Here is a 25,804-nt window from a genome sequence, read left to right on the forward strand (position 1 = left end):
CCCCGGTATCGACGCGCCATGGAACACGCCGATATCGTCATTCTGGGGGCCGGGGCGGCCGGATTGTTCTGCGCAGGCTCTGCCGTCGCGCAGGGCAGGCGGGTCGTGGTGCTGGATCATGCGCCGACGCCCGCCGAAAAGATCCGCATTTCCGGCGGCGGGCGGTGCAATTTCACCAACTTCGCGACCGGGCCGGACCGTTTCCTGTCGGACAACCCGCGCTTCGCAGCCAGTGCCTTGGCGCGGTATCGTCCGCAGGCCTTTGTCGATCTGGTCGACCGGGCGGGAATCGCCTGGCATGAAAAGACCCAGGGGCAACTGTTCTGCGACGGCAAGGCCACGCAGATCACCGACATGCTGCTGGATCGCATGGGCGGGGCAGACCTGCGCCTTGGCACGCGCATCGACGGCGTCAGCCAGGATGGTGATCGGTTCGTGGTCGCGACCTCCGGCGGGCCGATCAGCACGGGTCGGGTCGTCGTCGCGACGGGCGGCAAGTCGATTCCCAAGATCGGGGCGACTGGGCTGGGTTATGATCTGGCGCGTCAGTTTGGGTTGCGTCTTGTCGAAACGCGGCCCGCGCTGGTGCCGCTGACCTTTGCGGAACAGGATCTGGCGCTGTGCCGTCCGCTGGCCGGACTGTCGGTCGAGGCGCGGATCACGCATGGCAGGGGCAGCTTTCGCGATGCGCTGCTGTTCACGCATCGCGGGTTGAGCGGCCCAGTGATCCTGCAGATCTCAAGCTTCTGGCAGGCGGGTGAGGTGCTGACCATCGATCTTGCGCCCGACCGCGACATCGCCGCCGACCTGAAGGCCGCACGCGGCGGCAAGGCGCAGGTGGCGACCGTCCTGGCCCAGATGCTGCCGGAACGCCTTGCCCAATCCGTGGCGGCGGACGCGGGCTTGGCACAGGCGCGGCTGGCCGATCAGCCGAACGCCCGGCTGGACGCGCTGGGCGCGCGCGTGAACCGGTGGCAGGTCCGACCCGTGGGGACCGAAGGCTATCGCACCGCCGAAGTGACCCTAGGCGGCGTGGATACGCGCGACCTGGACGCGCGGACAATGCAGGCGCGCCAGGTGCCCGGACTGGCGTTCATCGGCGAATGCGTCGACGTGACAGGGTGGCTGGGCGGCTATAATTTTCAGTGGGCCTGGGCGTCGGCCGATGCCGCTGGGCGCGCCGCCTAGGTCCGTGGCGTCGGGCTGAGCAGGTCGCGCCCGTCATCGATGCGACCCCGTTCGACCATCTCCTCGAACGCGGCGTCGGGGTTCAGGTCGGACAGGCGCGCATCGGCGGGGCGTGAGGGGCGGGCAGGGCTTGGACGCGCCTCCGCCTCGGGCTGTTCCAGGCGGATGCGGTGGACGGGTTCCGGCACCAGGTAGCCCTTGCTGTCCAGCGCATGGCGCAGCAGGCGAAACGCCTCTCCGCGCGCCAGGTCGAAATCGGTGCCGTCCTGCGAGACCCAACCCCCGGCGCGGATGACAACGTGATCCGGCCCTTGGGCATCCAGCCAGGCGACGGGTTCGGGACGCTTCAGCACGAAATCCATCCCCGCCAGCGCCCTGAGCACCAGATCGCGCGCGCGGCCCAGATCGGCGCCGGGGTCGATGGTCAGGTCGACCATGAAGCGACGTTCGGGGTTGCGCGTGTAATTGGTCAGGACGGCCTTGTAGATGATCTGGTTCGGAATGCGGATATGATTGCCGTCCAGCGTCAGCAGGGTGGTGCCGCGACTGGTCAGGCGGATCACCCGACCGCGCAGGCCGTTCACCTCGATCAGGTCGTTCGGGTTGAAGGGTTGGCGCAGCGACAGCAGCATCGTGGCCACGAATCCTTCGATCGTATCGCGGGCCGCAAAGGACAGCGACAGGCCGAAGATGCCCGCCGCACCCAGCAATGTCCCCAACAGAGCCCGCGCGCCCATCAGGTCCAGCGCCACGACAAGCGCCACGATCCATGCGGTCAGCCTGATCGTCTGCGCCAGAAATCCGGCGATGAAGGGGTTCGGTGCGATCCCCGACAGGGTTCGTTCCCGCCGCGACAGCCAGCCGCCGGCCAGCACGATTATCGCCCCCACGGCCAGGCCCAGTGCCATGAAGGGCAGGCCCGCGATGACCGCGGTCAGGCGGGACTGAAACCTGTCGCGGACCGAGACCAGCCGCGTGCCCAGGTCGGTGGACAGGGTAACCTGATCCTCGATCGCGACGACCCCCTCGACACGCGCCAGCAGCGATTCAAGGCGCGAAATGGTCTGCTGTTCGGTCACCTCGCCCACAAGGGTCACGATCCCCGCATCGACGCTAGCACGGACGCCATCGAATTCAGGGACTTGCGCTAGGATGCTGGAAATGCGCGATAGGATTGCCAAATCCGTCGCCCGGTTGTCCTGCGTCGAGATCGCGCCGCTTGGCCTCAACGGTGCTGACGGATCGGCGACCTGGGCGGCCACGGGGGCCGCCAGCGCCAACAGGATCAGCAGAACGCGGATCATGCCGGGAGCGGGTCGGCCTTTGCCAGCCGGTCGAAGGCCATCAGCGATGCGATCAGCGCGGGCATACGGTCCAGCGGGATCATGTTCGGCCCGTCGGACGGCGCGATGTCGGGGGCTTCGTGCGTTTCGATGAAGACGCCGGCCACGCCCAAAGCCACCGCGGCCCGTGCCATGACCGGGGCGAATTCACGTTGTCCGCCCGAACTGCCGCCCTGACCGCCCGGCTGCTGGACCGAATGGGTCGCGTCCATGATCACCGGATAGCCGGTCCGCGCCATGATCGGCAGCGACCGCATGTCGGCGACCAAGGTGTTATAGCCGAAGCTGGCCCCGCGTTCGGTCAGCAGGATGTTCCCGTTCCCGGTCGAGGCGACCTTGTCCGCGACGTTGGGCATGTCCCAGGGGGCCAGGAACTGACCCTTCTTGATGTTGACCACCGCGCCGGTGCGGCCCGCAGTCAGCAACAGGTCGGTCTGGCGGCACAGAAAGGCGGGGATCTGGATCACATCGACCACCTGCGCGGCGCGCACCGCCTGGTCGGCGTCATGAATGTCGGTCAGCACGGGGCAGCCGAACCGATCGCGGACCGCGGCCAGGATCTCCAGCCCCTCGTCGATGCCTAAGCCTCGGCGACCCGACAAAGAGGTGCGGTTCGCCTTGTCATAGCTGGCCTTGAAGACGAAGGACGCCCCGGCATCGGCACAGGCCTTGGCCATCACTTCGGCGATCATCAGCGCGTGGTCCAGGCTTTCCAGCTGGCAGGGTCCGGCGATCACCGTCAGCGGCAGGTCGTTGCCGCAGGTGATCGAACCGATGGGGATATGCTTGGCAGTCGTCATGTCGATACCTGTTCGCGTAGGATGGAGGCCGTCAGCGACAGCATCAGATAGATACCCGAAAACACCAGGAATGCCACCAGGGTGTTCTGGAACGCGCGCGGATAGGTGGCCTCATCCGGCGGAATGGGCGCGATGGACAGTGACAGATAGCGGACCTGCTTGTTCGCCTCGATGCGCGCGGTTTCCATCTGGGCGGCGGCGGCGGCCAGCATTTCCTGGCGCGTCAGCATCTCGGCCTCGGCGACGCGCAGCTCTCCGCCGATGGCGGCCAGAGAGTTGCGGGTGTCGTTGCCCTGCGTCAGCTGCTGGCGGGTCTGCGTGATCAGGTCGCGCAGGCGGGCGATGTCGCCCTCCACCGCATCGACGCGGCTTTGCAGGGGGCGGGCATTCGACTGCAACTGGCCCAGTTCCAGCTGCTTTTCGGCCAGTTGGCCTTCCAGCATGCTGACCTGCGCCATGACCACGCCGCTTTCCGCGACGGGGTCCAGCACGCCCAGCCTCTCCTGCAACTCCTGAACGCGAAGCTGGGCGGCCAGCATCTTTTCCTCGGCGTCCTGATAGGTCTCGCGCGCGCCGTCCATCTGGTCGGAGCGCATACGTGAGGTCAGGGCGTCAACAAGCTGTTCCGCATAGGAAATCAGCGCGCGCGAGAACTGTTCGCTTAGCTGCGGGTCGGGCGCGATGACCTCCATGTTCAGCACGCCTTCGGTCGGGTCATAGCCGATCTTGACGGAATCCTTGTACAGGCTGAACGTGGCCTCGTTTGTGGCATCCGCGGGCAGGCGCTTGATCGCATCGACCGACGGGTCCTGGAAGGCGCGCCGGAAGCCCAGATCCTCGTCTAGCCGCAGCATCGCGTCGCGCGATGTCAGATAGCTTTGCACCGCGACCGCGTCCTGGTTCGTGCCCAGGCCCGACCCGCCCAGCATCCCGCTGAGCCCGCTGGCGCCGGATCCGCTTTCGGCCGACTGGATCTGGAACTGCGATACCGTTGCGTAAAGCGGAGAGGCATAGCGGCCGTAATAGATGCCGACCAGTGCGGTCGGCAGGAACACGAACAGCGCCAGCCGCATCGCCAGCATTGCCATGCGGCGGCGGCGGCGGCGGGCCAGGTCGCGCTGGATGCGATAGATTTCGGCGGCGCGCTTTTCTTCGGTCAGTTCCTCGCGGGACGGCAGGGCGGGGCGGCCGGGGGGCGCCGGGCTGCGGTCGGGTAGGATCGACGGCACGGGGGCCTGCCGCACGGCGGGCGCGTTGGGTGAGGGGGCGGCCTGCGCGCGCGTGCCCTCCGACGACAAGATGCTGCCGACGGCGGTGCGATGGGACGGATCGATCCCCCGCTCCCGCAGACGCAGCACGGCCTCCTCGGCCGAGGAAACCTCGATCTGGTGCAGGGCGGCGATGCGCTTGGCGATGCGCAGCTGGCGTTCGGTCAGCTTCTCTGCGCGGATGGCGGCCAGTCGCGCCTCCATGTCGCCAGAATCCGCGGGAGGCGCGGTCGGCGTGTCCTTTTCGGGGGACGGCGCTGCGGGCTTGGTCAGGCGAAAATCACCCAGGCCGTCGTCGATCGGTTCGGTGGCCAGGAACCGTTCCAGCCGCGCCTGCCGCTCGGACGCGTCAGAGGCGGGGGCATCGCTGCGGCGCGCGACCTCCAGCCGGGGCGGCGCGGGGCTGTCCGATGCGGTCGGTTCCGCCGGCGGGGGCGTCTGGGGCGTGATCGAGGCCATCGCCTGCGTGTTGTACCGGCGCGCTTTAGGAGGTGTAGTCATAATATTGCTTGGCCTCGTCGAGGGTCTCGAACAGATACAGCCTGCCATCGCGCAGGATCGCGGCGCGGTTGCAGAACTTCTCGATCGTGCTGGGCTGGTGGGACACGATCACCGTGGTTGCGGTCTGAAGCCGCTCGAACAGGACGCGACCGGCCTTGCGATTGAATTCCACATCCGTGGTCTGGGGCATGCCCTCGTCGATCAGGTAGATGTCGAAATCCAGCGCCAGCAGCAGCGAGAAGTTGAACCGTTGCCGCATGCCCGTGGAATAGGTGCCGACCGGCATGTCGAAATATTCGTGGATGTCGCACAGCCACCGCGTGAAGGCCGCGACGTAGTCAGGGTCCAGCCCATAGATGCGCGCGATGTAACGCGCGTTCTCGTTACCGGTGTGGCGCGTGACCAGGCCGCCCATGAACCCTAGGGGAAACGAGATGCGGCATTCGCGGCGGATCTTGCCTTCGTCGGGCTTTTCCAGCCCGCACATCATGTTCACCAAGGTGGTCTTGCCGGTGCCGTTGGGGGCCAGGATGCCAAGCGATTGCCCCAGCTCGACCCTGAACGAGGCCTGCTCGAGGATGATCTTGTGCTGCTTGCCGGTCCAGAAGGATTTGGACACATTGTCGAATTCAAGCATGGCCTTGTTATACCAACGCGTTTCGGCACGAGGCGTGCCATGCCGGGTGCCTCGACTGCCAAGGCGACATTAGGGTGGGGCGGACGGGGTGTCCAGTCTTGCCATCGGGCCCGATAATTTGTGATCTGACCAGCCTTATATCGCCGCAATTTCGCCATAAATGCGACGCATGTATGATCACGACGCCCCATTGGCCGACCGTATCCGTGCCTGCAGGCTGTGCGCGGACCGCTTTGCCGTGACCGCCACGCGCCATGCGCCCCGACCGGTGGTCTGGTTCCGGCCGGGAACGCGGATCCTGATCGTGGGGCAGGCGCCGGGCGCGCGGGTCCATGACAGCGGGCGGCCCTTCACCGACCGTTCCGGCGACAGGCTGCGCGACTGGATGAGGGTGGAGCCGGACACCTTCTATGACCGCGACCGGATCTCGATCGTGCCGATGGCCTTCTGCTTTCCGGGTTACGACGCCAAGGGAGCGGACCTGCCGCCCCCGCCGATCTGCGCGGCGACGTGGCGGCGGCAGGTGATGGACCAGCTGAACCCGCAGCTGACCCTGCTGGTCGGCGGGCACGCGATGCGGTGGCATCTGGGCGCGCGCAACGTGACGCAGACCGTCCGGGACTGGCGCACCCATGCGCCGGCAGTGTTTCCGCTGCCCCATCCCAGTTGGCGCAACACCGGATGGCTGCGCGCCAACCCGTGGTTCGCGACCGACCTGCTGCCCGTGCTGCGGGACCGCGTGGCGACCCTGCTGGGCTGATCAAGGCCAGGTCCACGCCCAGGACGCTTTGTGGCCGTGCGGGCTTGTGTTTCGCACACGCATCCGTGACGATAAGACCATCCAGCGGGAACGCGCCTGTCATGCCTTCCCGCCAATCATCGTTAGGGAGACGCCGACATGGGTAAATTGAAACCGATCCTGCTGAGCACCGCCATGGCACTGGGTGCTACGCCGCTGATGGCGCAGGAAGAACAGTTCATCACCATCGGCACTGGCGGCCAGACGGGCGTCTATTACGTCGTGGGTCAGTCGATCTGCCGCCTGGTGAACCGCGACACGGCGACCACCGGCCTGCGCTGCACCGCGCCCGCGACGGGCGGGTCCATCGACAACATCAACCAGATCCGGTCCGGCGGCATGACGATGGGCGTGGCCCAGTCCGACTGGCAGTTCCACGCCTATAACGGCAGCTCGGACTATGAGGGCGATGCATTCACCGACCTGCGCGCCGTGTTCGCCGTCCACCCCGAGCCCTTCACCGTCGTTGCCCGCGCCGACAGCGGCGTCGAGACCTTTAGCGACCTGGCAGGCAAGCGCGTCAACGTGGGCAACCCCGGTTCCGGATCGCGCGGCACGTTCGAGGTCGTCCTGGAGGCCATGGGCATGAGCATGGACGACTTTGCGCTGTCGTCGGAACTGCGCCCCGCCGAACAGTCGGCTGCCCTGGGCGACAACCAGGTCGATGCCATCAGCTATACCGTGGGCCATCCCAACGGTTCGATCCAGGAGGCAACCTCGACCGTGGACGCGACCCTGGTCGACGTGTCCGGCGAGGCGATCGACAAGCTGATCGCGGACAATCCGTTCTACTCCAAGGTCGTGATCCCTGGCGGTATGTATGCCGGCAACGACGACGACACCGAGACCTTCGGCGTCAAGGCGACCTTCGTGACCTCGGCCGCGATCCCGGACGAGACGGTGTACCAGGTCGTCAAGGCGGTCTTCGACAACTTCGATCGCTTCAAGGGTCTGCACCCGGCCTTCGCCTCGCTGACCCCCGAGGAGATGATCGCCGACGGCAACAGCGCGCCCCTGCACCCCGGTGCCGAGCGCTACTATCGCGAACAGGGCTGGATCCAGTAATCCAGGCCTGGCCGGGGCGGCCCCATCGGGCCGCCCTTCATCATGACCAACGAATAACAAGATGCATCGCAGGGGGTGCCGTGATGAGCGACGACGACAAGACCAGGGAACGCCAGCAGCAGGCCAGCGCGGTCGAGATGCAGGCGTCGGGCCACGGCGCCCTGACCCAGGAGGAACTGGACGAACTGGTCGCCTCGTCGGACACGGGCGCGCGCACTCCGCCGGGTTTCGTGGGCAAGCTGATCCTGGGGGTGGCCCTGTGCTGGTCGCTGTTCCAGCTGTGGATCGCCTCGCCGCTGCCCTTCATGCTGAACTTTGCCATCATCAGCGCCACGGATGCCCGCGCGGTCCATCTGGCCTTCGCGCTGTTTCTGGCTTTCATGGCCTATCCTGCTGAAAAGTCGCCTTTCCAGCTGGCCCTTGGTGTGTCGGTTCCGGTGATCCTTTCGGGGCTGTTCATCTATGGCGCGCCCGCCGCGATGCCGCTGTGGTGGCTGGCACTGGCCGGGGCGGGCGTCGTTGCGGCCGTGCTGCTGGGCAGCCCCAAGACCCGCGTTCCGCCATGGGAATGGCTGCTGGCGCTGGCCGGCGTGGTCGTCACCATGTACGTCTTTATCAACAGCGACGCGCTTGGCCGCCGGGTCGGCGCGCCGATCACCACGGACCTGATCGTGGCGGTCGTGGGCATCCTGCTGCTGCTGGAGGCCACGCGCCGCAGCCTTGGGCCGGCCCTGATGATCGTCGCCACGGTGTTTCTGGCCTACACCTTCCTGGGCCCCTATATGCCGTCGATCATCGCGCATCGCGGCAATTCGCTGGCCGAGGTCGCCAACCACCAGTGGGTCACGACCGAAGGCGTGTTCGGCATCGCCCTTGGGGTGTCGACCAGCTTCGTGTTCCTTTTCGTGCTGTTCGGCGCGCTGTTGGACAAGGCGGGCGCGGGCAACTATTTCATCCAGGTCGCCTTTTCGATGATGGGCCACCTGCGCGGCGGGCCCGCCAAGGCCGCCGTCGTCAGCAGCGCCATGACCGGCCTGATCTCGGGCTCGTCCATCGCCAACGTGGTCACCACCGGCACCTTCACCATCCCGCTGATGAAGAAGGTGGGCTTTTCCAGCGAAAAGGCCGGGGCGGTCGAAACCGCGTCGTCGGTCAACGGCCAGATCATGCCGCCCGTCATGGGCGCCGCAGCCTTCCTGATGGTCGAGTATGTGGGCATTCCCTATTTCGACGTCGTCAAGCACGCCTTCCTGCCCGCCACGATCAGCTATATCGCACTGGTCTATATCGTGCATCTGGAGGCCATGAAGGCCGGGATGCAGGGCCTGCCGCGCGCCTATACGCCGCCGCCGCTGCTGCGCCGGCTGATGTTCGCGGCCTTCCTGATCGCGGGCATCTGCGCGCTGTCGCTGGCGGTCTATTACCTGATGGGCTGGATCCGGCCCGCATTCGGTGCGGCCGCCCCCTACGTGGTCTTTGCCGTCCTGACGGCGGCCTATGTCGGCCTGCTGTGGGTCGCATCGCGCGAGGAGCCGCTGCAGATCGACGATCCCAACGCGCCGGTGACGGAACTGCCGCTGCCGGGGCCGACGGTCCGGTCGGGTCTGCACTTCATCCTGCCGGTGGTCGTGCTGGTCTGGGCGCTGATGGTCGACCGCCTGTCGCCGGGCCTGTCGGCCTTCTGGGCCACGGCCTACATGATCTTCATCCTGCTGACGCAGCGACCGCTGATGGTGCTGCTGCGCGGGTCCGACCGCACCGGAAACGCCCGCACCGGGCGCGCATTGCGGGCCGGGTTCGACGATCTGGTGGACGGGCTTATCTCTGGCGCACGCAACATGATCGGCATCGGCATCGCCACGGCGACCGCGGGCATCATCGTGGGCGCGGTCAGTCAGACCGGCGTCGGATCGGCCCTGGCCGAAGTGGTCGAGGTCCTGTCGGGCGGCCATCTGCTGGCCATCCTTTGCCTGACCGCGGTCCTGTCGCTGATCCTGGGGATGGGTCTGCCGACGACGGCGAACTATATCGTCGTCTCGGCACTGCTGGCGCCGGTCATCGTGACGCTTGGTCAGCAGAACGGGCTGATCGTGCCGCTGATCGCGGTGCACCTGTTCGTGTTCTATTTCGGCATCATGGCCGACGTGACCCCGCCCGTGGGCCTTGCATCCTTTGCCGCGGCCGCCGTGTCGGGAGGCGATCCGATCAAGACCGGGGTCGTCGCCTTCGGCTACAGCATGCGCACGGCGGTCCTGCCGTTCCTGTTCATCTTCAACACCGATCTGCTGCTGATCGACGTGGGCTGGGGGCAGGGGATCTTCGTCTTCATCACGGCGACCATCGCGATGTTGCTGTTCGCGGCCGCGACCCAGGGCTGGTTCCTGGTCCGCAGCAAGCTGTGGGAGACGGTCCTGCTGCTGGTGATCGCCTTTACCATCTTCCGGCCCGGCTTCTTTTGGGGCTACGTCTTCCCGCCGTTCGAGGAGCGTTCGGGCGCGGAACTGGTCCAGGCGCTGGAGGACAGCGAGGTCGGCGACGGCCTGCGCCTGCGCATCGCGGGATTGAACGACATCGGAAACCCCGTCGAGTTCACGGCCCTGCTGCCCGTCCCCGAAGGCGCCACCGGAGAGGAACGGCTGGAGGCCGCGGGCATCACCCTGATCCAGGACGGTGATCGCACGCTGATCGATAACGTGGCGTTCGACAGCCCGGCGCAGGCGGCGGGGCTGGACTGGGATCAGACCGTGCTTGCCGTGAACGCCCCGGCGGCGGCGCCGTCGCGGTACTGGATCTATATCCCGGCCTTCCTGCTGATGGGGCTGGTGATCTGGTCGCAGCGTCGGCGCGAGACGCGCCCCCAGCCCGTGAAAGGACCGCGCCATGCATGACGTCGTGCTGTTGCCGATCGACCTTCAGCATCCCGAAAGCTGGGAAAAGGCCCTGCCGGCCGCGATGCGGCTGGCGGGGGACCGGGGCGTGATCCACCTGCTGGGGATCGTGCATGATTTCGGCAGCTCGATGGTGGCGACCTTCCTGCCCAAGGGGTACGAACAGAAGGCCCTGCAGAAGATGAAGGGCGCACTGGACGATTTCGCCAGCCAGCATTTCCCCGACCAGTCGCGCGTGCAGGTGCATGTCGGCCACGGGCATGTGGCCGAGACGATCCTCAAGGCCGCGGCGCGGCACAAGGCGGACCTGATCGTGATGGCCAGCGACAAGCCTGACGAGCTGCGCAGCATCCTGGTCAGCCGCGATGCCAACGCGGTCGTGCGCCATTCGCCGGTCTCGGTCATGGTGGTGCGCTAGGACATGCAGACCGACCTTCAGATCGCGCGCGCCGCGACCAAGCGGCCGATCAACGACATCGCCGCCCGTCTTGGCCTGACGCCGGATCAGATCCTGCCCTATGGTCATGACAAGGCCAAGATCACGCATGACGCGCTGGCCGGTCTAAGCGGGCCCGAAGGACGCCTGATTCTGGTCACCGCCATCAACCCGACCCCTGCGGGAGAGGGCAAGACCACCACGACCGTGGGCCTGGGCGATGCGCTGAACCGGATCGGCCACCGTGCCACCATCTGCATCCGCGAGGCCAGCCTGGGCCCGAACTTCGGCATGAAGGGCGGCGCGGCCGGCGGCGGGCGCGCGCAGATCGTGCCGATGGAGGAGATGAACCTTCATTTCACCGGCGATTTCCATGCCATCACCTCGGCCCACAATCTGCTGGCCGCGATGATCGACAACCACATCCACTGGGGCAATGCGCTTGACCTGGACACGCGCCGCATCACCTGGCGGCGGGTCATGGACATGAACGACCGCGCGCTGCGCGATGTGGTCGTGGGGCTGGGCGGTCCGGCGAACGGGTTTTCGCGCCAGACCGGTTTCGACATCACCGTCGCGTCCGAGGTGATGGCGATCCTGTGCCTGTCGCGTGATCTGGTCGATCTGCAGGATCGGCTTGGCCGGATCGTCGTGGGCTATACCCGCGACCGCCAACCCGTCACCGCGCGCGATCTGCAGGCAGATGGCGCGATGACCGTTCTGCTGAAGGACGCGTTGCAGCCGAACCTGGTCCAGACGCTGGAGAACAACCCGGCGCTGGTTCATGGCGGCCCCTTCGCCAATATCGCCCATGGCTGCAACAGCGTCATCGCGACCCGCGCCGCCCTGCGCATGTCCGATTACGTGGTGACCGAAGCGGGCTTCGGCGCCGATCTAGGGGCCGAGAAGTTCCTGAACATCAAGTGCCGCCTTGCGGGGCTTGCGCCGGCGGCCGTCGTGCTGGTGGCCACGGTGCGGGCGCTGAAGATGAACGGCGGCGTGGCCAAGGCCGATCTGGCGGCGGAAGACGTCGCGGCGGTCACCGCGGGCTGCGCCAATCTGGGCCGGCACATCGAGAACATCCGCAGCTTTGGCCTGCCGGTCGTCGTGGCGTTGAACCATTTCGATGGCGACACCCCGGCCGAGATCGCGGCCCTGCAGGACTACTGCGCCGAACAGGGGGTGCAGGCCATCCTGGCGCGGCACTGGGCCATGGGTGGCGCCGGTGCCGAGGATCTGGCCCGCGCGGTCGTCGCCCTGGCGGAACAGCCTGCGGCATTCGCGCCGCTTTACCCCGACGCGATGCCGCTGTGGGACAAGATCCAGACGGTCTGCACCCATATCCACCGCGCCGCGCGGGTCGAACCCGGTCCCGGCGTCCTGGATCAGCTGGCCGCCTGGCAGGCGGCGGGCCATGGGCATATGCCGGTCTGCATCGCCAAGACGCAGTACAGCTTTTCGACCGATCCGGACCTGCGCGGCGCGCCCACCGGGCATGTCATACCGGTGAGAGAGGTGCGGCTGAACGCGGGCGCGGGCTTTGTGGTGGCGATCTGCGGGCAGATCATGACCATGCCGGGCCTGCCGCGCCACCCCGCAGCCGAGGTCATCCGGCTGGATGATCTGGGACAGGTCGAGGGGTTGTTCTGACCCGATCAGGCGGCGGCCACTTCTTTGGCTTCCGGTTCGAACAGGCGGGACAGCAGGGTCAGGCGATCCAGGCTGTCCAGCATCCGGGGCAGGGGCGCATCCTGCGTCAGCGCCTCGACGCACAGGCGGCGGGTCATGGCGCGGACTGCGGGGCTGGCCGGGCCGTCCGCGTGATGCTGCGCGATGCGGGCGCAGTCGGTGAAGGCCGCGACGTCACCGGCCAGCGCGGCGCGGTCCCACAGCCGCATCACGGCATCCGGCAGGGGCGTCGCGATGGCCACGATGCGCCCGGTCAGCCATGCAGCCTCGGGTCCGTCCAGGCCGGACGGGCGGTCACCGTGACGCGTCAGGCCAAGCCATGCGCGCAGATGCCGGGCCGCGACCGCGTCGCGAAAGCAGATGCGCCCCAATCGGGTCAGGTCATCGGGCACCGCCTGGCGCGCGGGGGACAGGCGGGCGAACCAGTTCTCTCCGGTAGCGCGGGTCAGGCTGGTTGCCGCGTGCAGGGCCTGCGCCTTGGGGATGTCCATCGCGGCGATCCGGTCGGCCAGCTGGCGGGCGGTGGTCTGGACGGGATGGGGCTGCAGCCAGACGGGCGCGGGACCGCGCCAGCGTTTCCAAGCTGCCATGTGCAGGGCCATCGCCACATGGACCGTCGGCTGGACTGCATCCGCGAATGTCTGGTCCGCGGTGGCAAAACCCAGCCTGACGGGAAATGATCCGTCGGGCCGCTGGACCTGGATCAGGTCGGACAGCATGTCCGCCACCGGGTGGTCGTCGTCCAGCAGCCGCAGGCAGAACGCGATCCGGGCAACCGACCCCGTGCATCCCGCGCCCTGCGCCCAGGTTGCAAGCATTCTCAGGTGGTCGAAGATCAGCGTATAGGCGCGCGGGTGGGACAGACGGGGACGCCGCGCGCCATGATGATAAAGCTGCATCAGCAGCTGCGCCACCTGTGCCACGTGATCGGGGGTGATCGAGGTCGGGGGCATGGTCAGCACGGCCTCGGCCTCTGCCAACAGGACGGGGTCGTCGGACAGCGCTAACCTGTGCGGCAGGGGCAGGGCGGGGTCGTCGGCCAGCGCCTCGCAGGCCAGTTGCCACAGGGGGTCGGTCTGGACGACCAGACCGCCCGCCAGCGTCAAACGGACCAGCGCATCGTCCCGTGCGCCGTCAAGAACGCGCAAGGCGCCCTGGCGAACCAGATCGGGCGTCAGGCGACGCAGCACGATCACCTCGATCGGCGAGATGCGCCCGCGCAGGCCCGACAGCACTGGCGCGATCTGTCCCACCAGCGCCAGCGCGCCGATGTCGGGATGATCCAGCGGGCAGGGATCGGGCAGGGCCATGATGCGCTGGCGCAGCCATTCAAGGCCGCGGTTGGACAGCAGCCGCATCAATTGGTCCCATGATCCGTCCATCTGCGCCCTCGTCCGTTTCGCGGTTGATCATGCGACAAGGACGCGCGGGTTCAAGAACCGGATGCAGACAATTCGCGCCATTGGCGGCATGATGCCGGGAATTGCGTCGGACGCGCGCGCAGGATAAAGCGGCGGCATGACAAACCGCCCCCAGCTTCCACCCGAAATCGCCCGCCGCCGGACCTTTGCGATCATCTCGCATCCCGATGCTGGCAAGACAACACTGACAGAGAAGTTCCTGCTGTACGGTGGCGCCATCCAGATGGCCGGGCAGGTGCGCGCAAAGGGCGAGGCGCGGCGCACGCGATCAGATTTCATGAAGATGGAGCAGGATCGCGGCATCTCGGTGTCCGCGTCGGCGATGTCGTTCGATTTTGACGGACATCGCTTCAACCTGGTCGATACGCCGGGCCACAGCGACTTTTCCGAGGATACCTATCGCACGCTGACCGCGGTGGATGCGGCGATCATGGTCATCGACGGGGCCAAGGGCGTCGAATCGCAGACCCGCAAGCTGTTCGAGGTCTGCCGCCTGCGCGATCTGCCGATCCTGACCTTCTGCAACAAGATGGACCGCGAATCCCGCGACACGTTCGAGATCATCGACGAGATCCAAGAGAACCTGGCCATCGACGTGGCACCGGCATCCTGGCCGATCGGGGTGGGGCGGGAGTTCATCGGCTGCTATGACATGCTGGGCGACCGGCTGGAGCTGATGGACCGGGCCGACCGCAACAAGGTGGCGCAGTCGATCTCGATGAAGGGGCTGGACGACCCGCGGCTGGCCGATCACGTTCCCGCCGATCTTTTGGCCAAGCTGCGCGAGGAGGTCGAGATGGCCCGCGAGCTGCTGCCGACCTTCGACCAGCGGTCGTTCCTGGAGGGGCACATGACGCCCATTTGGTTCGGCAGCGCGATCAACAGCTTTGGCGTGCAGGAGTTGATGCAGGGCATCAGCACCTATGGCCCGCCGCCGCAGCCTCAGAACAGTGCCGAGCGCGAGATTTCGCCGGACGAGAACACCGTGACCGGCTTCGTGTTCAAGGTTCAGGCCAACATGGACCCCAAGCACCGCGACCGCGTGGCTTTCGTTCGGCTGGCATCGGGGCATTTCGAACGTGGCATGAAGATGGTCCACGTCCGCACGAAGAAACCGATGGCGGTGTCGAACCCGGTGCTGTTCTTGGCCGCCGACCGCGAACTGGCCGAGGAGGCCTGGGCCGGCGACATCATCGGCATTCCGAACCATGGCCAGCTGCGCATCGGCGACGCCCTGACCGAGGGAGAGACGTTGCGTTTCACGGGCATTCCGTCATTCGCGCCCGAGCTGCTGCAGACGGTGCGCGCGACGGACCCGATGAAGGCCAAGCATCTGGAAAAGGCGCTGATGCAGTTCGCCGAGGAGGGGGCCGCCAAGGTCTTCAAGCCCGCGATCGGATCGGGCTTCATTGTGGGCGTCGTGGGCGCGCTGCAATTCGAGGTGCTGGCCAGCCGGATCGAGCTGGAATACGGCATCCCGGTGCGGTTCGAGGGTAGCCAGTTCACCAGCGCCCGTTGGGTCAGTGGCGCCAAATCGGTGGTCGATGCCTTCGCCGAAACGAACAAGGCGCATCTGGCCCATGACCATGACGGCGATCTGGTCTATCTGACCCGCCTGCAATGGGACATCGACCGGATCGGTCGCGATCACCCGGACCTGAGGCTGACCGCGACCAAGGAGATGATGGTCTAGCGCCGCGTCTCCTGACCGAAGGCCATGCCGTCCAACTCCTGCCCGGTCTCGTCGACCGGGTGGCACCAGACGGTGAAGTCCAACAACTGATGCGCGCCAAAGCTGGCCAGCATCGCCACATCGGCCGCATCGCGACCCCGTGCGACGACGACGCGGCCAAGGCGGCGTTCGTTGTTGCGCGGGTCGAACGTCCACCAGCGGCCAGATAGGTAGACCTCGATCCAGGCGGCGAAATCCATCGGCGCGTCGACCTTGGGCACGCCGATATCGCCGACATAGCCGTTCACATAGCGGGCCGGGATGTTCAGCGCCCGCAGATAGGCCAGCGCCAAGTGCGCGAAATCGCGGCAGACGGCCATGCCGCCCTTGCTGGCATCATGCGCGGTCCGAAACACCGACGCCGTGCCGTAATCGAATGTCAGCACCTTGTGACCGTGGTCCAGCACTGCTTGGACACGGCCCCAGCCCGGCTGCAGATGACCGAACAGGTCCCAAGCCTGTTGGGACAGGACGTCGCTTTCGACATAGCGGGACGCCATCAGGTAGATCAACGCATCATCGGGCAGATCCTCGACCCGCGTCTCATGGGCCGCGAAATCGACATCGTCCCACATTTCGTCGTCATTCAGGGTCACATCGCCACGAAGGACAAATTCGCCCACAGGGGCGACCATGCGGCGGCAGATGTTTCCGAACAGGTCGCGGTACTCATGCACGTCGACATGAGGAACGGTCGTGACCTGTTCGGGGGCTGTGAAATCGTCGTGCCGTGCCGCCTCGGGGGCGACAAGGCAGATGAGGGGGGTCGGCTGCTCGACCTTGATACGGAACTCGTGACCGACCCGGACGCGCATCAGGAAACCGATGCGTCCATCGTGATTTCGGCATTTAGCAGCTTGCTGATCGGGCAGCCTTCCTTGGCCTTTTCGGCGATTTCGAGGATCTTCGCCTGGTCCGCATCAGCGGTGATGGTCGTGGTCAGGTGGGCCTTCTTGACCGCGAAACCGTCGCCTTCCTTGTCCATCGAGATGTCGGACTTGGTCTTGATCGACACGCCCGAGATGCCTTCCTGTTCCAGCATCATCGCCAGCGCCATCGAGAAGCACGACGCATGCGCGGCGCCGATCAGTTCCTCGGGGTTGGTGCCGGGCTTGTCCTCGAAGCGGGTGTTGAAGCCGTAGGGCTGCGCCGACAGCGCGCCCGACTTGGTCGAAACCTGGCCCTTGCCCTCTTTCAGGCCGCCAGTCCATTCAGCCGATCCGGTGCGGGTAATCATGTGATCCATCCTTTTCCTTGGTCAGTGTTGCCCGCCCAACGCGGCAACACCATCCAAGGTTCAGGACTGTGGCTGAATCAGGCGTTGATGTTCCGCAATCGCATAGCGGTCGGTCATCCCTGCGACGTAATCCAGCACAAGACGCGCGCGTTCGGTCGGATCGTTCAGGCGCATGGCCGCGTCGCGCCACTGGTCGGGCAGCCGGTCGGGATGATCCAGGTACAGCGGAAACAGGTCGTTCAGCATCTGGGTGACATGGGTGCGTTCGACGACGACCGAGGGCGCGCGATACATGCGCTGGAACAGGAAGGACTTGATCGCCTTGATGTTCTGGTACAGCGGCTTGGAAAAGCGGATGATCGCCCCGTCCATCGCGCGGATGTCGTCCGCCGATCGCGGCTGCAGCCCGGCAAGCCGGTTCTGGGCAACGGCGATCACGTCCTCGACCATGACGCCGAAGACGCGGCGCAGCGCCTCGTAGCGGCGCCGCGTGGGGTCCAGGCCGGGATACAGGCGGTCGACCTCGGCAAAGGCCGGGCCGATCACGGGCAGTTCCGCCAGATCGTCCTCGGTGAACAGGCCCGCGCGCAGCCCGTCATGCAGGTCGTGGTGATTGTAGGCCACGTCGTCGGCCACCGCCGCCACCTGCGCCTCGGCGCTGGCATTGGTGTGCAGTTCCAGATCCCACAGCGCGTTCACCTCGGCCAGGGCATAGGGCAGGGGGCCGGTCACCGGGCCGTTATGCTTGGCAATGCCTTCCAGGCTTTCCCAGGTCAGGTTCAGCCCGTCGAAATCGGCATAGTGGCGTTCCAGCTTGGTGACGATGCGCAGCGCCTGCGCGTTGTGGTCGAACCCGCCATAGGGCGCCATCAGCGCGGACAGCGCGTCCTCTCCGGTATGACCGAAGGGCGGGTGGCCCAGATCATGGGCCAGGGCCACGGTCTCGGCCAGGTCGGTGTTCAGGTTCAGCGCGCCGGCAATGGTGCGCGCGACCTGCGCGACCTCGATCGTGTGGGTCAGGCGGGTGCGGAAATAATCGCCGCGATAGCCTTCGCCATCATGTTCGACAAAGACCTGGGTCTTGTGTTTCAGCCGGCGGAAGGCGCTGGAATGGATGATGCGATCGCGGTCGCGTTGCCAGGGCGACCGGAAGGTGGACAGGCTTTCGTCCTGCAATCGCCCGCGGCTGTCTTGCGGATGGCAGGCATAGGGCGCGAGTGCGGTCACGGGGTCAGCCTTCCTTGCGGGTTCACCCGGCGGACCCTATATTTGATGCGACCAGACGAAAACGGGAACGCCCCATGAACCTGCCGCCCAAAGTGACCGACCGCGCCTTTGACCGCCTGTCCCAGATCAATGCGGGCAAGGACCCGGTACCGCTGCGCATTGCGGTGCTGGGCGGGGGATGTTCCGGGTTCCAGTACGACATCCGCCTGGACGCGCCCGAGACCGACGATCTGATCCTGGAGAAATCGGGACAGAAGGTCGTCGTCGATCCGGTGTCGCTGCCCTATCTGGCGGGGGCTGTCATCGATTTCACCGACGAGTTGATCGGCGCGCGCTTCGTGATCGAGAACCCGAACGCCACGGCAAGCTGCGGTTGCGGGACCAGCTTCTCGATCTAGTCGCAGGGGATGCTGCGCGGGTCCAGTCGCCGCTCCACATAACGGAACTGCGTTCCCGAGGGCAGCGTCTTGACGACGCGCGTGGTTTCCCATCCGGCGTTCTGACAGATGACACGGTTCTGCCGGTCGGTGATCCGCAGGCCGTCACCGTCCTTCGACAGCGTGATGGACTGCCCCTCGCGCCGCGTGCCATCGATGAAGAAGGGCAGGGGCTGCGGCAACGCGATGGCAGGCGCGCCGAACATGTCGGCCAGGCCCTGCCAGTCCTGCGCGGGCCCGCTGGCCACCGTCAGGCGGTGATCTCCCGGGGGCACCAGCAGCCGCAGGACCGCGCCGCCGCGCAGATAGCCGCTGATGACGGGCGTGCCTTGGTCATCCGTCAGGATGATCGCGTGATCCATGTCGGCCGGGGCGCGGACCTGCAGGGGGATCGTCGCGGGCAGGGGGCTGGCCTTTTCCAGCAGCCCGGTGACCGGGCGCGCGGTGGCCGCCACGGGCAGGACCATCAGTAGGATCAGCAGTCGGATCATCGCGGCCCCTTTCCGGTTCGTGTTGCCAAACGCGCAGGCGGCGCTAAAGATGCCGCCCATGAAAATCGCAAGCTTCAACATTAATGGCGTCAAGGCCCGCGTGCAGGCCCTGACCGACTGGCTGGCCTCGACCGATGCCGATCTGGTCGTGCTGCAGGAAATCAAGTCCGTGGACGAGGGGTTCCCGCGCGAGCATTTCCAGGACCTGGGATGGCAGGTGGAAACCCACGGCCAGAAGGGCTTCAACGGCGTGGCGATCCTGTCGCGGCTGCCGCTGGAGGACGTGACCCGCGGCCTGCCCGGCGACGATGCCGATGAGCAGGCCCGCTATATCGAGGCGACCGTGGTCGGCACCCATGCGGTGCGTATCGCCGGGCTGTACCTGCCCAACGGCAACCCCGCACCGGGGCCGAAATACGACTACAAGCTGGCATGGATGGAACGCCTGCGCCTGCGCGCGGCGGAATTGCTGGCGTCGGAGTTGCCGGTGGTGATGCTGGGCGACTACAACATCATTCCCGAACCACGCGACGCGGCCCATCCCGACCGCTGGACCGAGGATGCGCTGTTCCTGCCGCAAAGCAGGGCGGCGTTCCGGGCCATCGTGAACCAGGGCTGGACCGATGCGGTGCGCATCCGCGACCCCTGGGCCACGCGCGGGCCGTTCACCTTCTGGGACTATCAGGGCAGCGCGTGGGAGCGTGACAACGGCATCCGCATCGACCATCTGCTGCTGTCGCCCCAGGCGGCCGACCTCATGATCGAGACGGGCGTCGACCGCGATGCGCGGGCCGGTGAAAAGCCAAGCGACCACGTCCCGGTCTGGGTGCGCCTGGCCGCCTGACGGCAGGCGGCGCCCGGCGACGGGTCAGATCACCAGAACGCCGGAATGCTTGGCCTTGTGTTCCGGTTCGACATGGATGGTAATCTGGGCGTCGGGCAGCTTGGCCTTCAGGCTGGCCTCGACCCGATCGCAGATGTCATGGGCGTCCGACACGGTGGTCTGGCCGTCCACGACCAGGTGAAAATCGATGAAGGTGACGGCGCCCGCATGACGGGTGCGCAGGTCATGCGCCTCCAGCGCGCCGCTGGCCTTGTCCGAGATGATGTCGCGGATGGTCACCAGCGTCTTTTCGGGCACGGCCTCGTCCAGCAGGCCGGACACGGACGACGCCATGACCTTCCATCCCGACCACAGGATGTTCACCCCCACCAGCATCGCAAGCGCCGGGTCCAGGATCGACCAGCCGGTCGCCACCGCCAGACCCACGCCCAGCAGGACGCCCCCCGACGACACCACGTCCGTCAGCAGGTGCTTGCCGTCCGCGACCAGCGCCGGAGAGCGCAGCCGCCGCCCCTGACGGATCAGGATGCTGCACCAGATCGCGTTCAGCACGCCCGCGCTGGCGTTGATGGCCATGCCCATGCCGACGGCTTGGATTTCGCGCGGGTTCTGGAAGGCGTGCCACGCCTCGCGCAGGATCAGCAGGGCGGCCACAATGATCAGCACCCCTTCCAGCACGGCGCTGAGGAATTCGGCCTTGTGATGGCCATAGGGATGCGACTGATCCGCCGGTCGTTGCGCCACCGAGATCGCGACCAGCGCCGCGACCGCGGTCGCCACGTTCACGATGCTTTCCAGCGCGTCCGACAGCAGCGCCACCGACCCGGTCAGGTACCAGGCCAGGGTCTTCAGCCCAAGCACGATCAAGCCGACAAAGATGCTGCCGACGGCGATTTTCAGGCTGCTGGACATCAGATCGTCCCCTTGGCCATGGACGGGATGGGTATGAGGCGCAGCATGTCGCAGATGCTTTGTGAAATCTCAAGCCACGGTTGCAGCCATTTGCGCACAATAGGCGTTCGGGTGCCGGATAGACACGCATTGCATTTGTTGATTGACCCGTCACTCAATATAAAGCATCCTTAGAGTATCAAAGAAACATGCGGCCACTTGGCTGCGGTCATGCGCGTACAGCGGGCCAGATGCCCGGCTGCACTGTGGCGCTGATCGTTCATCTGTCTAAGGAGGATTGCGCCCATGACGCCAATCATCACCGTCGCCTATCTCAGCGTGCTGGCCTGCGCGCTGTTCGTCCTGATCCGCTGGCCCCGCCTGCGGCTGCAGGGCGAAGAGCCCGTCGGCCTGTTCACCCTGATCGCCCTGCTGTTCACCGCCGGACTGGACATGGGCCTGGTCATGCTGCCCCTGGCGGAATTCCCGATCTATGAGGAGGACCCCGCCTTCGGGTTCACCAACGCGCTGGCCGTGGAATTCGGCATGTGGGGGCCGCTGGTCTGGCTGATGTATTTCGTGGCCACCTTCTATTTCATCGCGCTGGAGCCGCGCCTGCAGCTGTTCCAGATCCCGGCGGTCAAGTGGGTCTACAACCTGACGGTCATCGCGACCTGCTCGTTCACCTGCTATCTGTTCATGTCGAACCTGCCGACCTATGCCCCGGACCTGCCGCAGGGCGCGGTCTGGGCGCTGGTCGTGGTGGTGATCGCCACCGCCGTCCTGTCCAGCGGCAACATGGCGGTGATGAAGTGGCTGGCCATCATCTCCAGCTATGGGTTCGGCATGCTGGCCTTCACCGCACTGGCGATGATCGCCTTTGTCTACAGCCGCGTGGGTCTGGGCGATTTCTTTGAAAGCGTCGGCCTGCTGGGCGGGTACTTCGCGCATCTGCCGCGCTTTGCCACGCCCATTTCGGATTACCACGAATTCTATCTGTTCTGGTGGTTCGCGTGGTCGATCATGATCGGCCAGTTCGTCGCGCGCTTCGTCGGCGGGCTGAGGGTCTGGCAGCTGGCCCTAGCGATGGTGGCGCTGCCGGCGATCCCCCTGGGGCTGTGGTTCAGCGTGCTGTTCGTCTATCACCAGGGCGGGATCGTAATCCCCGGCTGGCTGAACTGGTTCATGATCGCGGTGGGCGTGGTCTTCGTCGTGAACTCTCTGGACAGCCTGATCCGGCTGTATTCGACGAACCTGAACTGGTCGCGCGAGACGTTGGGGGACCGGCGCTATTATCTGCTGCATTTCCTGCTGCAGCTGGGTCTGGTCGGCGCCTATGTCTTCACCCCATTCGAGATCCAGTGGGTCGGCCTGATCGTCGCGGCGCTGTATGGGGTGATCTATGTGCTGCTGGCGCGGCACATGGGCAAGCTGGGCGGCATCGGCCGCCCCGCCGCGGGATAGGGGGCGGACGCCCTCTCAGTCGTCCTTGTCGCTGTCGTCGTCGCCAAAGCGCGAATCGTCCGAGAACTCGTCCTCGCCCTCGTTGACGAACTTGGACGACAGCGCGATCGAGTGGTTGTCATGGACGGGGTCCATCACGACGTCCGACGGGATCTCTCCGACCAGCCATTCGCGCAGCTCCTCGCGGATCTCGGCGGGCTCCTGGCCGGTCACCTCGACCAGATAGGCGATGAAGGCGCGCTGGTCGCCGTCGATCTCGTCCAGCTCGGTGTCCTCGGCCTCGGGCCACTTGTCGATGATCGCCTCATAGAAGGCCGCCCAGTTTTCCTGAACATGGTGCCACTTCATCAATAACCTCCTGTCGGAAGGCTGCCCTGGAACCAGCGCGCCGTCCCTGTAATGTCCTCGCCGACACCGGCGACGGTGTTGCAACCGGCCAGCATCGTGCAAGCCGCTACAGTAACCCAAAACATTCGCATCAGTTCGTCTCCTGCCACCAGACTTCGGGCAAAAAGCCCGGCCAGTCCCCGTACATGGGTATTTCCTCTGGGTATTTCAGATCCGCGGCATGGGCCAGCCGCGAGATCGGCGAAAAGCTGACCGGGATCACATAGCGCCCCGCCGTCAGCACGCGGTCCAGCGCCCGGACCGCGGCGGTGAAATCCTCGGCCGTGTCGGCGGCCGTCATGGCGTCGATCATCGCCTCGGCCGCGGGGCTGTCGATGCCCATCCAGTTGCGGCTGCCGGGCATGGACACGCCGTCGCGACCCCAGTACAGGCGCTGTTCGCTGCCCGGCGACAGCGACAGGCCGCGTTCGTACCATGTCATGTCGAACTGATAGTTGTTCGTGCGTTCGATGTACTGCGCGGAATCCAGCAGGGTGATGCGCGGGGTGATCCCCAGGGGGCGCAGCGCCTCGACATAGATGTTCACGATCTGCTGAACCTCGGACCCGCTGCGCATCGCGGTGCCGTTCTGGTTCAGCAGGATCTCGAAGGCGAAGGGCTGGCCCTGCGCGTTCTTCAGCTGGCCGTCCTGAACCGTCCAGCCGGCCTCGGCCATCAGCGCCATCGCGCGGCGGACACCGGCGCGGTCCATCGCGCGGTCCGACCCTTCGGGCAGGGTATAGCCGTCCAGCGTGCCGGGCGGCAGGTCGGCCGCGAAGGGCGCCAGCAGCTCCGCAACGCGCCCCGTCGCGGGCCCGTCCTGCATCGCCAGGACCGAGTTCGAGAAATAGGACGTGATCCGGGGATCGGCACCGCCGTTCAGGGTCTGGTTGATGAAACGGAAATTGAACATCTCGATCAGCGCCTGCCGCACGCGCCAATCGGCGAAGGCCGGGTTGCGCGTGTTCATCACCAGGCCGACGATGCCCGACGGGCGTTCGTTCGGGATCTCTGCCTGGACCGCGCGTCCGTCCGTCATCAGCGGAAAGCCGTATTCGCTGGCCCATTTCTGCGCCGAAAGCTCGCGCCAGACGGTGACGGCACCGGCCTTGAACGCCTCGAACATCGCGTTGGCATCGGCGAAATAGTCATAGCGGATGACGTCGAAATTGTTCACCCCCGCCATCAGGGGCAGATCGCGGCCCCAATAGTCGGGGTTGCGGCGAAAGCTGATCGACCGCCCCGGCTCGACCTGATCGACGACATAGGCGCCGCTGCCGATCGGCGCCTCGAGCGAGGAGACGGCGAAATCCTGCCCCTCCCACTGGGCCTTCTTCAGGATCGGACGCAACCCCATCAGCAGTGGCAGCTCTCGGTCAGGTTCGGTGAAGGTCAGGCGTACGCTGCGGGGGCCCGTGGCCTCGATCCTGTCGACGCGCGACCAGGCCGCCAGATAGCGGGGATGGCCCTGCGTCCCAAGCGTCTCATAGGACCAGATCACGTCGTCGACGGTGACCGGGCTGCCGTCGGAAAACCGCGCCTCCTCGCGCAGGGTGAACTCGACCCAGTGCCGATCGGGCGCGACCTCGATCGTCTCGGCCAGCAGGCCGTAAAGGGTGAACGGTTCGTCGATCGACCGCATCATCAGGGACTCCGTCACGTGGACGCCCACGCCCCATGCGGCATTGCCCTTCAGCACCCAAGGTTTCAGGCTGTCGAACCCGCCCGGTTCGGCCAGCCGAATCGTACCGCCCTTGGGCGCGTCCGGGTTGGCATAGGGCAAATGTGCAAAGCCCTGTTGCAGGGCAGGTTCTCCATAGATTGCAATGCCATGGACAGGTTCGGCAAGGGTTGCCAGCGGCATAGATGCAACACCGCCCGTCAGGGTCAGCAGACCCAAGGCAGCCCCCCTGATCGCGGATTTGTTAAGGTTTTCGAAGATTCGCATTGCCTGCCGCCCGGTCGTTTCTTGTTTGGCCGCATTATCAACAGGCTTGACCGGGGGGCGTCAACCAAGGTGGCAAGATCGCTGTTGGACTCGCGCGGTTCCTCGCGTATAAATAGGGCACTGCTCGATAGGTTTCTTGCCTGTATGAAACCTGCCTCATAACTTGCGCCCGCCTTGTGCGGGCGTTTTTTTTTGCCCATGCTGCACCTGCAAACCGCCTTTCGGGGCCGTCAAGGAGCAGCCGATGTATGAGAAATTCCTCAAGGGCAAGACCGCCGTCGTCACCGGATCCAACTCTGGCATCGGGCTGGGCGTGGCCCACAGGCTGGCGCGCGCCGGCGCGGACGTGGTCCTGAACAGCTTCAGCGACACCGACGAGGATCACGCGCTGGCCGAAGGCATGTCCGGCGAATACGGGGTCAAGGTCCGCTACATCCGGGCCGACATGTCCAGGGGCGACGACTGCCGCGCGCTGATCGAAAAGGCCGGCGCCTGCGATATCCTGGTCAACAATGCCGGCATCCAGCACGTCGCGGAGATCCCCGATTTCCCGGCCGCGAAATGGGACGCGATCATCGCGATCAACCTGTCGTCCGCCTTCCACACCACCGCGGCGGCCCTGCCGCTGATGCGTGCGGCGGGATGGGGCAGGGTGATCAACATCGCCTCGGCCCACGGACTGACGGCCAGTCCCTACAAGTCGGCCTATGTCGCGGCCAAGCACGGCATCGTCGGTCTGACCAAGGTCACGGGTCTGGAAACGGCGCGCGAAGCGATCACCGCCAACGCCATCTGTCCGGGCTATGTTCTGACGCCGCTGGTGGAAAGCCAGATCCCGGACACAATAGAGAAATACGGCATGGGCCGGGACGAGGTAATCGAAAAGGTCCTGTTGGAACGCCAGCCGTCCAAGGAATTCGCGACGACCGACCAGCTGGGCGACACGGCGGTCTTCCTGTGCAGCGACGCCGCGGCCCAGATCACCGGGACTACGATCAGCGTCGACGGGGGCTGGACCGCCCTGTGACGGGAACCGCGCTGCGTCCTTTGCCGTTCCACATCAACACAATGTGAGGAGATGGTGATGAAGGGTCTTGTGGCGTGGTTTCTG

General features: G+C 66.0%; 23 protein-coding genes. 11 read left to right on the forward strand and 12 right to left on the reverse strand.

Features of this window, described 5'->3' with window-relative positions; all coding sequences use genetic code 11:
* The first annotated feature begins 18 nt into the window (after positions 1–18).
* Positions 19–1,188: an NAD(P)/FAD-dependent oxidoreductase gene (locus TW83_RS05115; RefSeq protein ID WP_045981695.1), complete on the forward strand. Its 1,170-nt coding sequence runs from the start codon at positions 19–21 to the stop codon at positions 1,186–1,188.
* Here the strand turns inward: TW83_RS05115 and TW83_RS05120 are convergent.
* From TW83_RS05120 to TW83_RS05135, 4 genes are read right to left on the reverse strand one after another with little or no spacing between them, the layout of a single operon-like run.
* Positions 1,185–2,492, reverse strand: a complete 1,308-nt coding sequence (locus TW83_RS05120) for a mechanosensitive ion channel family protein (protein WP_045981696.1) — start codon at positions 2,490–2,492, stop codon at positions 1,185–1,187. The genes TW83_RS05115 and TW83_RS05120 overlap by 4 nt on opposite strands.
* Entirely contained in the window at positions 2,489–3,331 is an 843-nt protein-coding gene (gene kdsA, locus TW83_RS05125; RefSeq protein ID WP_045981697.1) for a 3-deoxy-8-phosphooctulonate synthase, read from the reverse strand. The genes TW83_RS05120 and kdsA overlap by 4 nt, the downstream gene beginning before the upstream one ends.
* Positions 3,328–5,100: a capsule biosynthesis protein gene (locus TW83_RS05130; protein WP_045981698.1), complete on the reverse strand. Its 1,773-nt coding sequence runs from the start codon at positions 5,098–5,100 to the stop codon at positions 3,328–3,330. Before TW83_RS05130 ends, kdsA begins: the two co-directional genes overlap by 4 nt.
* Positions 5,084–5,737 (reverse strand): ATP-binding cassette domain-containing protein, encoded by a 654-nt coding sequence (locus tag TW83_RS05135; protein WP_045981699.1) that lies wholly within the window; start codon positions 5,735–5,737, stop codon positions 5,084–5,086. The genes TW83_RS05130 and TW83_RS05135 overlap by 17 nt, the downstream gene beginning before the upstream one ends.
* Positions 5,738–5,906: 169 nt before the next feature.
* Here TW83_RS05135 and TW83_RS05140 point away from each other — a divergent pair, with 169 nt between their 5' ends.
* The 5 genes from TW83_RS05140 to TW83_RS05160 all read left to right on the forward strand — a co-directional run bounded on the left by TW83_RS05140 (position 5,907) and on the right by TW83_RS05160 (position 12,575).
* Positions 5,907–6,497, forward strand: a complete 591-nt coding sequence (locus TW83_RS05140; RefSeq protein WP_045981700.1) for a uracil-DNA glycosylase family protein — start codon at positions 5,907–5,909, stop codon at positions 6,495–6,497.
* Between the two features lie 138 nt (positions 6,498–6,635).
* On the forward strand, positions 6,636–7,601 hold the full coding sequence (locus TW83_RS05145) for a TAXI family TRAP transporter solute-binding subunit (RefSeq protein WP_045981701.1): 966 nt from the start codon (positions 6,636–6,638) through the stop codon (positions 7,599–7,601).
* Positions 7,602–7,684: 83 nt separating this feature from the next.
* Complete coding sequence (locus tag TW83_RS05150) at positions 7,685–10,489, forward strand: TRAP transporter permease (RefSeq protein ID WP_052714639.1); 2,805 nt, start codon at positions 7,685–7,687, stop codon at positions 10,487–10,489.
* A complete protein-coding gene (locus TW83_RS05155; protein ID WP_045981702.1) occupies positions 10,482–10,907 on the forward strand; it encodes a universal stress protein in 426 nt (141 codons plus the stop codon). The genes TW83_RS05150 and TW83_RS05155 overlap by 8 nt, the downstream gene beginning before the upstream one ends.
* A gap of 3 nt (positions 10,908–10,910) precedes the next feature.
* Entirely contained in the window at positions 10,911–12,575 is a 1,665-nt protein-coding gene (locus TW83_RS05160; protein WP_045981703.1) for a formate--tetrahydrofolate ligase, read from the forward strand.
* 5 nt (positions 12,576–12,580) lie between these two features.
* On the opposite strand, the gene TW83_RS05165 is transcribed toward TW83_RS05160, so the two are convergent.
* Positions 12,581–13,972, reverse strand: a complete 1,392-nt coding sequence (locus TW83_RS05165; protein ID WP_157001349.1) for a hypothetical protein — start codon at positions 13,970–13,972, stop codon at positions 12,581–12,583.
* Between the two features lie 160 nt (positions 13,973–14,132).
* On the opposite strand from TW83_RS05165, the gene TW83_RS05170 reads away from it, so the two are divergent.
* On the forward strand, positions 14,133–15,728 hold the full coding sequence (locus TW83_RS05170) for a peptide chain release factor 3 (RefSeq protein WP_045981705.1): 1,596 nt from the start codon (positions 14,133–14,135) through the stop codon (positions 15,726–15,728).
* On the opposite strand, the gene TW83_RS05175 is transcribed toward TW83_RS05170, so the two are convergent.
* The 3 genes from TW83_RS05175 to TW83_RS05185 are packed head-to-tail and all read right to left on the reverse strand — an operon-like array spanning position 15,725 to position 18,231.
* On the reverse strand, positions 15,725–16,582 hold the full coding sequence (locus tag TW83_RS05175; protein ID WP_045981706.1) for a transglutaminase family protein: 858 nt from the start codon (positions 16,580–16,582) through the stop codon (positions 15,725–15,727). The two genes, TW83_RS05170 and TW83_RS05175, sit on opposite strands and share 4 nt — an antisense overlap.
* Positions 16,582–17,004, reverse strand: a complete 423-nt coding sequence (locus tag TW83_RS05180; RefSeq protein WP_045981707.1) for an OsmC family protein — start codon at positions 17,002–17,004, stop codon at positions 16,582–16,584. Before TW83_RS05180 ends, TW83_RS05175 begins: the two co-directional genes overlap by 1 nt.
* A 60-nt stretch (positions 17,005–17,064) precedes the next feature.
* Positions 17,065–18,231, reverse strand: a complete 1,167-nt coding sequence (locus tag TW83_RS05185) for a deoxyguanosinetriphosphate triphosphohydrolase (protein WP_045981708.1) — start codon at positions 18,229–18,231, stop codon at positions 17,065–17,067.
* Positions 18,232–18,305: 74 nt separating this feature from the next.
* On the opposite strand from TW83_RS05185, the gene TW83_RS05190 reads away from it, so the two are divergent.
* On the forward strand, positions 18,306–18,629 hold the full coding sequence (locus TW83_RS05190) for an iron-sulfur cluster assembly accessory protein (protein ID WP_045981709.1): 324 nt from the start codon (positions 18,306–18,308) through the stop codon (positions 18,627–18,629).
* On the opposite strand, the gene TW83_RS19235 is transcribed toward TW83_RS05190, so the two are convergent.
* Entirely contained in the window at positions 18,626–19,159 is a 534-nt protein-coding gene (locus TW83_RS19235; RefSeq protein ID WP_052714641.1) for a hypothetical protein, read from the reverse strand. The two genes, TW83_RS05190 and TW83_RS19235, sit on opposite strands and share 4 nt — an antisense overlap.
* A 58-nt stretch (positions 19,160–19,217) precedes the next feature.
* Between TW83_RS19235 and xth the strand changes: the two genes are divergently transcribed.
* The gene (gene xth, locus TW83_RS05200) at positions 19,218–20,003 is read left to right on the forward strand and encodes an exodeoxyribonuclease III (RefSeq protein ID WP_045981710.1); all 786 of its coding nucleotides are present in this window, start codon (positions 19,218–19,220) and stop codon (positions 20,001–20,003) included.
* Positions 20,004–20,027: 24 nt separating this feature from the next.
* Here xth and TW83_RS05205 read toward each other — a convergent pair whose 3' ends face one another.
* Complete coding sequence (locus tag TW83_RS05205; protein ID WP_045981711.1) at positions 20,028–20,915, reverse strand: cation diffusion facilitator family transporter; 888 nt, start codon at positions 20,913–20,915, stop codon at positions 20,028–20,030.
* 285 nt (positions 20,916–21,200) lie between these two features.
* On the opposite strand from TW83_RS05205, the gene TW83_RS05210 reads away from it, so the two are divergent.
* Entirely contained in the window at positions 21,201–22,358 is a 1,158-nt protein-coding gene (locus TW83_RS05210; protein WP_045981712.1) for a choline transporter, read from the forward strand.
* 15 nt (positions 22,359–22,373) lie between these two features.
* Here the strand turns inward: TW83_RS05210 and TW83_RS05215 are convergent, their stop codons facing one another.
* Both TW83_RS05215 and TW83_RS05220 read right to left on the reverse strand, forming a co-directional pair.
* Positions 22,374–22,706 carry a hypothetical protein gene (locus tag TW83_RS05215; protein ID WP_045981713.1) on the reverse strand — a complete coding sequence of 111 codons (333 nt, stop codon included), beginning with the start codon at positions 22,704–22,706 and terminating at the stop codon, positions 22,374–22,376.
* A gap of 130 nt (positions 22,707–22,836) precedes the next feature.
* The gene (locus tag TW83_RS05220; protein WP_045981714.1) at positions 22,837–24,693 is read right to left on the reverse strand and encodes an extracellular solute-binding protein; all 1,857 of its coding nucleotides are present in this window, start codon (positions 24,691–24,693) and stop codon (positions 22,837–22,839) included.
* Positions 24,694–24,937: 244 nt separating this feature from the next.
* On the opposite strand from TW83_RS05220, the gene TW83_RS05225 reads away from it, so the two are divergent.
* Positions 24,938–25,720, forward strand: a complete 783-nt coding sequence (locus tag TW83_RS05225; protein WP_045981715.1) for a 3-hydroxybutyrate dehydrogenase — start codon at positions 24,938–24,940, stop codon at positions 25,718–25,720.
* Positions 25,721–25,804 lie beyond the last annotated feature (84 nt).

This window comes from Paracoccus sp. S4493 (assembly GCF_000967735.1).
Lineage (GTDB): Bacteria > Pseudomonadota > Alphaproteobacteria > Rhodobacterales > Rhodobacteraceae > Paracoccus > Paracoccus marcusii.